This window comes from Streptomyces sp. NPDC001027 (assembly GCF_040299045.1).
GTDB lineage: Bacteria > Actinomycetota > Actinomycetes > Streptomycetales > Streptomycetaceae > Streptomyces.
In genome coordinates, this window is the sequence record NZ_JBEPBI010000237.1 from 1 (window position 1) to 11,726 (window position 11,726).

General features: G+C 73.3%; 11 protein-coding genes. 7 read left to right on the forward strand and 4 right to left on the reverse strand.

Features of this window, described 5'->3' with window-relative positions:
- On the forward strand, positions 1 to 789 hold a 789-nt coding region (locus tag ABT300_RS35790; protein WP_351684955.1), incomplete at its 5' end, for a TerC/Alx family metal homeostasis membrane protein.
- Between the two features lie 91 nt (positions 790 to 880).
- Here ABT300_RS35790 and ABT300_RS35795 read toward each other — a convergent pair.
- Positions 881 to 1,828, reverse strand: coding sequence for an FkbM family methyltransferase (locus ABT300_RS35795; protein WP_351684957.1), 948 nt, complete (start codon positions 1,826 to 1,828; stop codon positions 881 to 883).
- A gap of 294 nt (positions 1,829 to 2,122) precedes the next feature.
- Positions 2,123 to 2,686, reverse strand: coding sequence for an NAD(P)H-dependent oxidoreductase (locus ABT300_RS35800; protein ID WP_319194474.1), 564 nt, complete (start codon positions 2,684 to 2,686; stop codon positions 2,123 to 2,125).
- Positions 2,687 to 2,785: 99 nt separating this feature from the next.
- Between ABT300_RS35800 and ABT300_RS35805 the strand changes: the two genes are divergently transcribed.
- The 4 genes from ABT300_RS35805 (at position 2,786) to ABT300_RS35820 (ending at position 7,438) form a co-directional block, all read left to right on the forward strand.
- Positions 2,786 to 3,475, forward strand: a complete 690-nt coding sequence (locus ABT300_RS35805) for a TetR/AcrR family transcriptional regulator (protein ID WP_351684960.1) — start codon at positions 2,786 to 2,788, stop codon at positions 3,473 to 3,475.
- A gap of 233 nt (positions 3,476 to 3,708) precedes the next feature.
- The gene (locus ABT300_RS35810; protein ID WP_351684963.1) at positions 3,709 to 4,758 is read left to right on the forward strand and encodes a LacI family DNA-binding transcriptional regulator; all 1,050 of its coding nucleotides are present in this window, start codon (positions 3,709 to 3,711) and stop codon (positions 4,756 to 4,758) included.
- A 25-nt stretch (positions 4,759 to 4,783) separates the two neighbouring features.
- The gene (locus tag ABT300_RS35815; protein ID WP_351684966.1) at positions 4,784 to 5,962 is read left to right on the forward strand and encodes a 4-hydroxybenzoate 3-monooxygenase; all 1,179 of its coding nucleotides are present in this window, start codon (positions 4,784 to 4,786) and stop codon (positions 5,960 to 5,962) included.
- Positions 5,963 to 6,001: 39 nt separating this feature from the next.
- Positions 6,002 to 7,438, forward strand: a complete 1,437-nt coding sequence (locus ABT300_RS35820; protein WP_351684968.1) for an aldehyde dehydrogenase family protein — start codon at positions 6,002 to 6,004, stop codon at positions 7,436 to 7,438.
- A 104-nt stretch (positions 7,439 to 7,542) separates the two neighbouring features.
- Here the strand turns inward: ABT300_RS35820 and trxA are convergent, their stop codons facing one another.
- Complete coding sequence (gene trxA / locus ABT300_RS35825) at positions 7,543 to 7,944, reverse strand: thioredoxin (RefSeq protein ID WP_351684971.1); 402 nt, start codon at positions 7,942 to 7,944, stop codon at positions 7,543 to 7,545.
- A gap of 143 nt (positions 7,945 to 8,087) precedes the next feature.
- On the opposite strand from trxA, the gene ABT300_RS35830 reads away from it, so the two are divergent.
- Positions 8,088 to 9,506 carry a dihydrolipoyl dehydrogenase family protein gene (locus tag ABT300_RS35830; protein WP_351684974.1) on the forward strand — a complete coding sequence of 473 codons (1,419 nt, stop codon included), beginning with the start codon at positions 8,088 to 8,090 and terminating at the stop codon, positions 9,504 to 9,506.
- 1 nt (position 9,507) lies between these two features.
- Here the strand turns inward: ABT300_RS35830 and ABT300_RS35835 are convergent, their stop codons facing one another.
- Positions 9,508 to 10,152 (reverse strand): peptide deformylase, encoded by a 645-nt coding sequence (locus ABT300_RS35835; protein ID WP_351684976.1) that lies wholly within the window; start codon positions 10,150 to 10,152, stop codon positions 9,508 to 9,510.
- Between the two features lie 169 nt (positions 10,153 to 10,321).
- On the opposite strand from ABT300_RS35835, the gene ABT300_RS35840 reads away from it, so the two are divergent.
- On the forward strand, positions 10,322 to 11,722 hold the full coding sequence (locus ABT300_RS35840; protein WP_351684979.1) for a PepSY-associated TM helix domain-containing protein: 1,401 nt from the start codon (positions 10,322 to 10,324) through the stop codon (positions 11,720 to 11,722).
- Positions 11,723 to 11,726 lie beyond the last annotated feature (4 nt).

The following is an 11,726-nucleotide window of genomic DNA, read 5'->3' on the forward strand; positions in this document are numbered from 1 at the left end:
AAACCGACGGGGGAGTTCTTCGCCGGGTACATCACCGAGAAGTCGCTCAGCGTCGACAACCTCTTCGTGTTCGTCCTGATCATGGGCAAGTTCGCGGTGCCCTCGCAGTACCAGCAGCGGGTCCTCATGGTGGGCGTGCTGGTCGCCCTCGTGCTGCGCGCGGTGTTCATCGCGGCCGGCGCGGCGATCATCTCAACGTTCTCCTGGGTCTTCTACCTGTTCGGCGCGTTCCTCATCTGGACGGCGTGGAAGCTGATCCAGGACGCCCAGAAGGGCGCGCACGAGTCGGAGTTCGAGGAGAACAAGCTGCTCAAGGCCGTGGAGAGGCGTTTCGGGGTGGCGGACCGCTACCACGGCACCAAGCTGTGGATCGAGCAGAACGGCAAGCGGGTCATGACCCCGATGCTGGTCGTGATGCTGGCGATCGGCTCCACGGACGTGCTCTTCGCCCTCGACTCGATCCCGGCGATCTACGGCCTGACCGAGGACCCGTACATCGTCTTCACCGCGAACGCCTTCGCCCTGATGGGGCTGCGCCAGCTGTACTTCCTCATCGGCGGTCTGCTGAAGAAGCTGGTCCACCTCAGCTACGGGCTGTCGATCATCCTCGGCTTCATCGGCGTGAAGCTGCTGCTGCACGCCCTGCACGAGTCCGGGGTCCACGTGCCCGAGATCGGCATCCCGTTCTCCCTGGGCTTCATCGTGCTCGTCCTCGCCGTGACGACGCTCACCAGCCTGCGGGCGGCCCGGCGTCAGGAGGAGGCCGCCCCGGACGCGTCAGCGGTGTGACGGATCCGCGGTGTGACGGATCCGCGGCGCGGCCTTCGCGAGGCGGCCCCCGGGCAGGACCGCCGCGGATCCGTCACACCGGTCGGGGGTCCTAGGCGGGGGGCGCCGCGGCCGCCCGCATCAGGACGCAGTCGAACTCGATCACGCGCCCGGTCGTCGCCTCGCGCGTCACCGGGTACATGCCGGTGATGCCGAATCCGGCCGCCTCGTAACGCGCGATGGCCTCGCCCATGCCCGGGCTGCCCTCGTACAGCTTCAGCAGGGCCACCTCGGACTGCATCCCGACGAACTCCGCGATCCGCTCCCCGGCCCCGCCGAACACCTCGAGGTCGTAGCCCTGGGTGTCCATCTTCAGGTAGGGGCGCGGGTCGTCGAGGCCGGCCAGCGCCTCGTCCATGACATCGTCCAGCCGGCGGACGCGGATCTCCTCCGTGTCGTCCTTGGCGAAGCGGCTGTAGCGGCCCTTGCCGTACTCGCTGGCCGACAGCAGGGAGTTCATGGTCTTCCAGCCGGTGTGGATCCGCGCGGTCGTCTCCTCGCGGCCCAGTCCGCACCGGTGCACCTGCCACTGCGGGTCGTCCTCGGCTGCCTTCGCCAGTCGGGCGAACGTCGCCGACGTCGGCTCGAACGACACGATCCGCCCCGTGTAACCGGCCTTGCGCAGCCCCTTGGCGTACTGGCCGGTGTTGGCGCCGACGTCGAAGACGCAGTTCACGCCGTAGAGCTCGAGCATCGCGGCCACATGCTGCGTGCACAGGTAGGCGGCGGCCGCCAACTGCGTCGCGCGCTCGTCCCGGCGGGCGGAGGGGTCCATGAGAAGCACGGCGCCGGTGTCGCCCAGCCGCACGGCCTCGTCCTCGGCGGCCTCGGAGCGTGCCGCGTCGCCCGTCGGCCGCAGGAGCCAGGTGTCCTTGCCGGCGCCGGTCACCCGGTACGGGCCGCCGCGTCGGGAGACCACCGCCTTCCCCGGCCCGAGGTCGGTCACCTGGACGCCGATGTGCGGCATCAGATCGAGCAGTCGTCGATAAAGGGTGCTCATCTCCCCAGCCCTATCAGACGGGACGGCCCGCGGTCTGCGGCTTGACCGACATTCGCCGGACCTCTCACCCGCTCCGGACCCGACCCCGACCCGACCCGAACGCGGCCCCGACTCGACCCGGACCCGACCGGGATCCGACCAGGACCCGACCGGGACCCGGTAGGGAAGCGCGCACGCCGAAGGGGCCCGGAAGCGATTTCCGGACCCCTGTGGTGTGCTGCCGGCTCGGCGGCCGTTCCCGTCCCGGTGCGCCGCCGGTAGGGCTGCCGCCGGTGGACGCCGTGCCGTCGGGCGTCAGGCGGCCGCGGCCTCGCCGGCGTGGCCGTGCAGACGGGCGACGACCTCGGTCAGCTGGGCGGCGACCTCGGCGTCGTCGACCGGGTGGGTCTCGGCGAAGCGGGTCAGCGAGCCCGGGATGGAGAGCTTGAGGTCCTCGATGACCTTGCCGCCGGCGATGCCCACGGCCTTGCGGGCCTCGTCCTGCGCCCACACGCCGCCGAACTGGCCGAAGGCGGTGCCGACCACGGCGACCGGCTTGCCGCCGAACGCGCCGGCGCCGTAGGGGCGCGACAGCCAGTCGATGGCGTTCTTCAGGACGGCCGGGATGGTGCCGTTGTACTCGGGGGAGAAGAGCAGGAAGGCGTCGGCGGCCAGGGCGGCCTCGCGCAGCCGGGCGGCGGCGGCCGGGACGCTGCCTTCGACGTCGAGGTCCTCGTTGTAGAACGGGATCTCGGCCAGGCCCTCGAACAGGTCGACCTCGGCGCCCTCGGGAGCGACCTTGACGGCCGCCTCGGCGAGCTGGCGGTTGGTCGAGCCGGCGCGAAGGCTGCCGACGAGCGCGAGGATGCGGACAGACATGGGTACTCCCAGAGGCTGAAACACTGCGGCAATAATCCGGACCGGGGTCCGTTTATGTTTCTAGCACCCTAACCGGACCGCGGTCCAGTTTCATTCCCGATGCTTTACGCTGACGTCATGTCCGCCGTGCTGCCCCCCTGCCCCGAGCCCGAGGAGCGCGCCGCCGAGCCGGAGCTGCTGCAACTCGGTCCGGCGGGCGACGAGCCGTGTCTGCGCGCCGACGCGGCCCGCAACCGGGCCAGGCTGCTGGACGCCGCCGCCCGTCTGATCGCCGAGCACGGCGCGGCCGGGGTCACGATGGAGGCGGTGGCGAGCGCTGCGCACGTCGGCAAGGGGACCGTCTTCCGTCGCTTCGGTGACCGCACGGGTCTGCTGAACGCCCTTCTGGACCACTCGGAGAAGCAGTTCCAGGCGGCCTTCCTGAGCGGCCCCCCGCCGCTCGGGCCGGGCGCGCCGCCGGTGGAGCGGCTGCGCGCGTTCGGCCTCGCGCACCTCGCCCGTTGCGTCGACCAGCTGGATCTGCAGCTCGCGGCGGAGCCGGGGCCGGACCGTCGGCACTCGGTCCCGGTGCGCCGGGTGCATCACCATCACCTGGCGGTGCTGCTGCGGCAGGCACTGCCCGACGCGGACGCCGAGCTCCTCGCGCACACGCTGATGGGGTACCTCGACCCCGTGCTCGTCCACCATCTCACCCGGCAGTGCGGCATGCCGCCGGAGCGTCTGGAGGCGGGCTGGAACGACCTGGTCGACCGGATCGCGGGCGAGCCCCGCCGGGCGCACGCCGGGTGACGTGCCGTGGCGTGCTGTGACGCGTCGGTTCAGGGCCGGGCGGTGCGCGGGCGGCCCCGGCCCGCGGCGCGTCGTCGGCGACATGCGCGGCGCCGCTGCCCGCAGCCCGTCGTGAAGCCCATGCTCAATACGTCGTGAACAGCCGTCGCGAACAGCCTTCGTGGAGATGATCGTTGACGGATCGTCGGATTCGGCGTCCCCCGCCCGGGATCCCGCGCAGGGCTTCTGCCAAGATGCGGTACGTCATGGTGCAGATACCGAACACGCCCGCGCCGACGATGTCGCCGGCGCCGCGCCCCGTGCCCACGAGCGCCGACGTGGCTCGCCTGGCCGGAGTCTCGCGCGCGACCGTCTCCTACGTCCTGAACAACACCAACGCCGTACGCATCAGCGAGCCCACCCGCCGCCGCGTCCGCGATGCCGCCAAGGAACTCGGGTACGTGCCGCACGCGGCCGCCCGCACCCTGCGCGCCGGACACAGCCGGATGGTTCTGATGCCCACCCTGCCGGTGCCGGCGGGGCCGCTCTACAGCCGGTTCGTGCACGACTTCCAGGGCGCGATGAGCCGCCTCGACTACACGGTCGTCCAGTACGGCGCGAGCGGCGTGAGCGGCGACGACGCCGCCCGCGCGTGGGCCGAGCTGAGACCCGTCGCCGTGCTGGTGCCCGGCACCGGCATCGGACCCGAAGGGGTGGCGATCCTCAAGCGGTCCGGCGCCAGGGCCGTGGTGACCCTCAGCGCCGACGCCGTCGAGGGCGCCCACGCGATGCTCCTGGACCAGGCCGAGGTCGGCCGGGGCGCCGCCCGGCACCTGTACGCCCGCGGACGCCGCCGGATCGGCGTCGTGGTCCCCGAGGAGCGCGGCATGGAGATGTTCTCCGCGCCCCGCCTCGCCGGCGCCCGCGAGGCCCTTCAGGACACGGACGCCACCGTCGCCGAGCTGCCGCTCGCCTACACGGAGGAGGCCGCGAACGCCCTCGCCGCGCGCTGGCGCGGCCTCGGCCTCGACGCCGTGTTCGCCTACAACGACGAGTACGCCATGCTGCTGCTGCGCGCCTTGCGGGACGCCGGCCTGCGCGTTCCCGAGGACGTGGCGGTCATCGGAGCCGACGACCTGCTGCTCGGCCGGCTGCTCCGGCCCAGACTCAGCACCGTGCGGATCGCGCTGCCCTCCGGCCGTGACCTCGCCTCACTGGTGGACCGGGCGGTCCGCAACCCCGCGGCCGCTCCCGAGTCGCACGCCCTGTTCTCGGTCACCGTGGTGCACCGCGACTCCAGCTGAACTACCGTCCAGGTGGAGGCATGCCATGCGCACCACGGTCGGCATCATCGGCGGCGGCCCCGCGGGGCTGCTGCTCGCCCGTCTGCTGCACCGGGCGGGAATCGACTGTGTCGTGCTGGAGAGCAGGACGCGCGCCCACGCGGAGGGGCGCCAGCGCGCCGGGATGCTGGAGCAGGGCACGGTCGACGCGCTGCGCGCGGCCGGGGCCGCCGACCGGCTCGACGTCGAGGGCCTGGTGCACCACGGCATCGAGCTGCGTTTCGACGGCGAACGTCATCGCCTCGACTTCCCCGCCCTCACCGGCGGCCGCACGGTCACGATCTACGCCCAGACGGAGATCGTGAAGGATCTCATCGCCCTCCAACTGGCCGACGGACCGCCCCTGTTGTTCGAGGCGCAGGCGCTCGCCGTCGAGCATCCGGAGAGCGGCGCGCCGGTCGTGCGGTTCCGGCACGAAGGACGGGAGCGGACCCTGCACTGCGCGTGGGTGGCGGGCTGCGACGGCTCGCACGGCGTCGCCCAAAACGCCTTCCCGGCGACCGTCGGTCGCACGTACGCCCACGACTACCCGTACTCCTGGCTCGGCGTGACCGCCGAAGTGCCGCCCTCCTGCGATGAGTTGATCTACGCACGCCATGCACGCGGCTTCGCCCTGCACAGCATGCGCTCGCCGCAGGTCTCCCGGCTCTACCTCCAGGTCCCCCGCGGCGCGAGCGTGCGGGACTGGCCCGACGAGCGGATCTGGGACGAGCTCGCCGCGCGGTTCGCCGTCGACGCCGACTGGACGCTGCGTCCCGGCCCGATCACCGCCAGGTCCGTGACGGACATGCGCAGTCTCGTCCGCGAGCCGATGCGGCACGGCCGGCTGGTGCTCGCCGGGGACGCCGCCCACATCGTCCCGCCGACCGGCGCCAAGGGACTCAACCTCGCCGTCTCCGACGTCCGGCTCCTGGCCAGGGCCTTCACCGAACTGCACGACCAGGGGTCCACGCGGCTCCTCGACGGGTACTCGGACCTGTGCCTGCGCCGTGTGTGGCAGGCCACCCGATTCTCCTACGACATGACTAGGATGTTGCACGCTCAACCAGATGGGGATGCGTTCGACCACCGGATGCAGCTCGCCCGGCTGCGCCGGATCACCGCATCCCGCCACGCGGCCGCCGAACTGGCGGCGAACTACACGGGACTTCCGCTCTCCCCGTGAGAGCGACGAAGCCCGCGGGTCACCGATCGGAGAGCCCCCATGCCGTTGCTCGACCCCACCAACTGGCAGCCCCGCACCTTGTCGGGCCCCCGGTACACCGTCACCGAGCCCGCCACCGGCGAGCAGCTGGGCACCGTCGTCCTGGCGGCGGGCGCGGACGTCGCGCCGGCCGCGGAGGCGGCCCGCGCCGCGCAGACCGAGTGGGCCCGCGTCCCGCACTTCGTCCGCGCCGGAGTGCTCCGCCGGGCGGGCGACCTGTTCGCCGCGCACGCCGCGGAGCTGCGCGAGTGGATCGTCCGCGAGTCGGGCTCCATCGCGGGCAAGGCCGACTTCGAACTGCACGTCGCGGCCCAGGAGTGCTACGAGGCCGCAGCCCTCGCCTCCCGCCCGGCCGGCCAGGTCCTGCCCAGCGAGGCGCCCCGGCTGTCGTACACCCGGCGGGTCCCCGTCGGCGTCGTGGGCGTGATCTCCCCCTTCAACGCCCCGCTGATCCTGTCGATCCGCTCCGTCGCGCCCGCCCTCGCGCTCGGCAACGCCGTCGTCCTCAAGCCGGACCCGCGCACCGCCGTCTGCGGCGGGCTGTCGCTCGCCGCGGTGTTCGCGGAGGCGGGACTGCCCGAGGACCTGCTGCACGTCCTGCCGGGCGGCGCGGAGACCGGCGAGGCCCTGGTCGCCGACCCGCGCGTGCCGGTCATCTCGTTCACCGGCTCCACCGCGGCCGGCCGGGCCGTGGGCGAGGCGGCCGGACGCCGCCTCAAGCGCGCGCACCTCGAGCTCGGCGGCAACTCCGCCCTGATCGTGCTGGAGGACGCCGACCTCGACGCGGTGATCTCCACGGCGGCCTGGGGCTCGTTCTTCCACCAGGGCCAGATCTGCATGACCACCGGCCGTCACCTGGTGCACGCCTCCCTCTACGAGGAGTACGTGGAACGCCTCGCGGCGAAGGCGGACGCGCTCGCCGTCGGCGACCCGCACCGCGCGCAGGTGCACCTCGGCCCGCTCATCGACGACGGCCAGCTCGCCAAGGTGCACGGCCTGGTGGAGGCCAGCACGGCGGCCGGGGCGAAGCTCGCCGCGGGCGGCACGCACCAGGACCGCTTCTACCGGCCGACGGTCCTCGCGGGCGTCGGCGACGACACCCCCGCCTACGCGGAGGAGGTCTTCGGCCCGGTGGCCCCCGTGCGCCCCTTCAGCACGCCGGACGAGGCGGCGGCACTGGCCGCGCGCAGCTCGTACGGGCTCTCGCTCGGCATCGTCACCCGTGACGCCGCCCGCGGCCTCGACCTCGCCGAGCGCGTGCCCACCGGCATCGTGCACATCAACGACCAGACCGTGAACGACGAGGCCGTGGCGCCCTTCGGCGGGGTCGCCGCCTCGGGCACCGGCGCGCGGTTCGGCGGCGAGGCCAACCTGGAGGCCTTCACCGACGTGCGATGGACGACGGTGCGCGCCGACGTGGCGCCCTACCCGTTCTAAGGCGTGTTTCGAAAGTCCCGTCTGCCGGGCGGGCAGACGACGCTACTTTCGAAACACGCCCTTGATCCGCCGCATCGCGTGCGCGGACCCCGCCGCCCGGTCGGTCACTCGCCCCGGGCGGCCGGGGACTCGCCCGCCTCCGCCTTCTGCTGCTCCTCGATCGACCTGCGCACCTCGTCCATGTCCAGCCCCCGCGCCTGTCCGATGACGTCCGTCAGGGCGGCCTCGGGCAGCGCGCCCGGCTGGGCGTACACGGCGACCCGGTCGCGCACGATCATCAGCGTCGGGATCGACTGGATGCCGAAGGCCTGGGCCAGCTCCGGCTGCGCCTCGGTGTCCACCTTGCCGAACACCAGGTCGGGGTTCTCCTCGGCCGCCTTGTCGTAGACCGGGGCGAACTGACGGCACGGCCCGCACCAGGACGCCCAGAAGTCGATCAGGACGAAGTCGTTGTCGGTGACCGTCTGGTCGAAGTTCTCCTTGGTGAGCTCCACGGTGCTGCTCATGACCTGATTCCTTCTTCCCGGAGTTCCCGTCGGGCGCCTCCCGACATGGGGTGAAGCCGCCCGTCACAACGCCGACGGCCGGACGCGTATTCCGCGCCCCTACCCGTGTGGCCACCCCGCACACCACCCACCAGACTGACCCCATGACGGAAACGGAAACCAACGCTTACGACGTCGTGGTGCTCGGGGCCGGGCCCGTGGGGGAGAACGTCGCCGACCGCACCCGCGCGGCCGGTCTCACCACCGCGGTCGTGGAGAGCGAGCTCGTCGGCGGCGAGTGCTCGTACTGGGCCTGTATGCCCAGCAAGGCCCTGCTGCGCCCGGTCATCGCCCGCGCCGACGCCCGCCGGCTGCCCGGCCTGCGCCAGGCCGTGCAGGGCCCCCTGGACACGGACGCGGTCCTCGCCCGCCGCAACTGGTACACCGGCGACTGGACGGACGACGGCCAGGCCGACTGGCTCAAGAGCATCGGCGCCGACCTCCACCGCGGCCACGGAAGACTGACCGGCCCGCGCACGGTGACGGTGGGGGACACCGTGCTCACGGCCCGCCACGCGGTCGTCGTCGCCACCGGCACCCGCGCCGCCCTGCCCGACCTGCCCGGCCTCGCCGAGATCCGCCCCTGGACGAGCAGGGAGGCCACGGCCGCCCAGGCCGCGCCCGGCCGGCTCGTCGTGGTCGGCGGGGGAGTCGTCGCCACCGAGATGGCCACCGCCTGGCAGGCCCTCGGCTCGCAGGTCACCCTCCTGGTACGGGGCAAGGGCCTGCTCGACCGCATGGAGCCCTTCGCCGGCGCACTGGTCGCCGAGGCGCTGACCGAGGCCGGCGCCGACGTGCGCACCGGCGTCTCGGTGGCGTCGGTGACCCGCACGGACGGCGTCGTCGTGGTCGTCACCGACACCGGGGAGCGCATCGAGGCCGACGAGATCCTCTTCGCCGTCGGCCGCGCCCCGCGCACCGACGACATCGGCCTCGAGACGGTCGGCCTGGCGCCCGGCTCCTGGCTCGGCGTCGACGACAGTCTGCTGGTCACCGGCACCGACTGGCTCTACGGGGTCGGCGACGTCAACCACCGTGCCCTCCTCACCCACCAGGGCAAGTACCAGGCCCGGATCGCAGGCGCGGCCATCGCCGCCCGCGCGGCCGGAGCGTCCCCGGCGCAGCACGAACCGTGGGGCGCCCACTCCGCCACCGCCGACCACGAATGCGTCCCGCAGGTCGTCTTCACCGACCCGGAGGCGGCCTCGATCGGCCTGTCGCTCGCGGAGGCCGAACGGGCCGGACACCGGGTGCGGGCCGTCGACGTCGACATGTCGTCGGTGGCGGGAGCCGGGCTGTACGCCGAGGGCTACCGCGGCCGCGCCCGGATGGTCGTCGACCTGGAGCGGGAGATCCTGCGCGGGGTCACCTTCGTCGGTCCCGGCGTCGGCGAGCTGATCCACTCCGCGACCGTCGCCGTCGTCGGCCAGGTGCCCGTCGCCCGCCTCTGGCACGCCGTCCCGTCCTACCCGACGATCAGCGAGGTGTGGCTGCGCCTGCTGGAGGCGTACCGGGACAACTGAGCTACGGCAGCGGGAAGTCCAGCGCCCGCGCCGCCTCGGCCGGGGTCGGCTGCGCCCACCGCTGAAGGACCGTCCTGTCGGCGGCCAGCGAGCGCGGCTCGGCCCGGTCGAGGTAGAGCAGGCCGTCGAGGTGGTCCGTCTCGTGCTGGACGATCCGGGCGGGCCAGCCGCCGAACACCTCGTCCAGCGGCCTGCCGTGCTCGTCCTCGCCGGTCAGCCGGACCTCGGCGGGCCGGGCCACGACCGCCTGGTAGCCCGGCACGCTCAGACAGCCCTCGAAGAACGCGGCCCGTGCCGGACCCAGCGGTTCGTAGGCCGGGTTGACCAGCACCCGGAACGGCTGGGGCACCCTGCCGCGGGCCCGCCGCACCTCCTCCGGCACCGTCGCCGGGTCCTCGACGACCGCGATCCGCAGTCCAACGCCGACCTGCGGCGCCGCGAGACCGACGCCGGGCGCCGCGTGCATCGTGCGGCGCAGCGCCTCGACGAAGCGGGCCAGCAGCGCCGGGTCGAGCTGACCCTCGTAACGCGCCGTCCCCGCCCGCAGAACGGGGTCTCCGGCCATGACGAGGGGCAACGGGCCGCCCGGCGCGAGGAGTTCCTCGATCCGTTCGGCAAGGGGCGGGAGGGGGCGAGGAGATGACATCGAGCCAGCATGCCACGGCCGGTGAGCGTGACGCAGGTCACTCGGCGTGCCGGGAACTCGGCGGCGCCGCCCCCCGACTACCGGAGCGCACGGGCTGAGAACAGCCCCGTCCCGCTCCGATCCACGCCCCACGCCCCGTTCGCTCCCCCGCTCCCCGGAGAAGCCGCCGATGTCCACCGCTCCCTCCCTCGCCGCGGAAGAGGCCCCGCAGCCGGCGGCCCCCGAGCCGCAGACCCGCGGCCCGTGGGCCGCACTGCGCCCCCTGGTCCTGCGTCTGCACTTCTACGCCGGCGTGTTCGTGGCGCCGTTCCTGCTGGTCGCCGCCGTCACCGGGCTTCTGTACGCCGCCTCGTTCCAGGCCGAGAAGCTCATGTACGCACACGAGATGACCGTGCCCGTCGGCGACGCGAAACTGCCGATATCCCGGCAGGTCGACGCCGCCCGCAAGGCCCACCCGGAGGGGACCGTCTCGGCGGTGCGCCCCTCGCCCGAGGACGACGCCTCCACCCGCGTCATGCTGTCCGGCGTCGAGGGGGTCGGCGCGACCCACACCCTCGCGGTCTTCGTCGACCCGTACACGGGCGAGGTGCGCGGCGCGCTGGAGCAGTACGGCTCGACGGGCGCGCTGCCGCTGCGCACCTGGATCGACGAGTTCCACCGCGATCTGCACCTCGGTGAGAACGGCCGCCTCTACAGCGAACTCGCCGCGAGCTGGCTGTGGGTGATCGCGGCCGGCGGCGTCGCGCTGTGGTTCTCCCGCCGCCGTGCGCAGCGCAAGGTCCGCGGGGTCACCGGACGGCGGCGCACGCTCGGGCTGCACGGCGCCGTCGGCGTCTGGGCCGCGGCCGGGTTCTTCTTCCTCTCCGCGACCGGCCTGACCTGGTCGGCCTACGCGGGCGCCAACATCGACGAGCTGCGCACCTCGCTCGGTCAGGCCACCCCGTCGGTGTCGGCGGCCGCGAGCGGCGGCGATCACGCCGGCCATGACGCGGCCTCCAAGGCGGGCGGGAGCGGCGAGCACGGCGTGGGTCTGGACAAGATCCTGGCCGCGGCACGCGCCGAGGGTCTCGGCGACCCGGTCGAGATCGTCCCGCCGGCCGACGCCTCCTCCGCCTACGTCGTCAAGCAGGTGCAGCGCAGCTGGCCCGAGAAGCAGGACGCGGTCGCGGTGGACCCGGCATCCGGGAAGGTCACCGACACCGTGCGGTTCGCCGACTACCCGCTGCTGGCCAAGCTGACCCGGTACGGGATCGACCTGCACACCGGCGTCCTCTTCGGCCTGGTCAACCAGATCGCGCTGATGCTCCTCGCGCTCGCTCTGATCCTGCTGATCGTGTGGGGCTACCGGATGTGGTGGCAGCGCGGCCGGGGCAACGCCTTCGGCCGGCCGATCCCGCGCGGCGCCTGGGCGCAGGCGCCCCCGTACGTCCTGGTCCCGCTGATGGCGCTGGTCGCCGTGGTCGGCTACTTCGTCCCGCTCCTCGGCATCCCGCTCGCCGGGTTCCTCGTGGTGGACGTCGTCCTCGGCGAGATCGCGCACCGGCGCAAGCGGCGGGCGGCCGCCGCCTGAGCCG

Coding starts and splice junctions, on each gene's coding strand:
- ABT300_RS35795 (WP_351684957.1), bottom strand. CDS start 1,828: ATGAGCACCCTTTATCGACGACTGCTCGATCTGATGCCGCACATCGGC.
- ABT300_RS35800 (WP_319194474.1), bottom strand. CDS start 2,686: ATGTCTGTCCGCATCCTCGCGCTCGTCGGCAGCCTTCGCGCCGGCTCG.
- ABT300_RS35805 (WP_351684960.1), top strand. CDS start 2,786: ATGCTTTACGCTGACGTCATGTCCGCCGTGCTGCCCCCCTGCCCCGAG.
- ABT300_RS35810 (WP_351684963.1), top strand. CDS start 3,709: ATGCGGTACGTCATGGTGCAGATACCGAACACGCCCGCGCCGACGATG.
- ABT300_RS35815 (WP_351684966.1), top strand. CDS start 4,784: ATGCGCACCACGGTCGGCATCATCGGCGGCGGCCCCGCGGGGCTGCTG.
- ABT300_RS35820 (WP_351684968.1), top strand. CDS start 6,002: ATGCCGTTGCTCGACCCCACCAACTGGCAGCCCCGCACCTTGTCGGGC.
- trxA (WP_351684971.1), bottom strand. CDS start 7,944: ATGAGCAGCACCGTGGAGCTCACCAAGGAGAACTTCGACCAGACGGTC.
- ABT300_RS35830 (WP_351684974.1), top strand. CDS start 8,088: ATGACGGAAACGGAAACCAACGCTTACGACGTCGTGGTGCTCGGGGCC.
- ABT300_RS35835 (WP_351684976.1), bottom strand. CDS start 10,152: ATGTCATCTCCTCGCCCCCTCCCGCCCCTTGCCGAACGGATCGAGGAA.
- ABT300_RS35840 (WP_351684979.1), top strand. CDS start 10,322: ATGTCCACCGCTCCCTCCCTCGCCGCGGAAGAGGCCCCGCAGCCGGCG.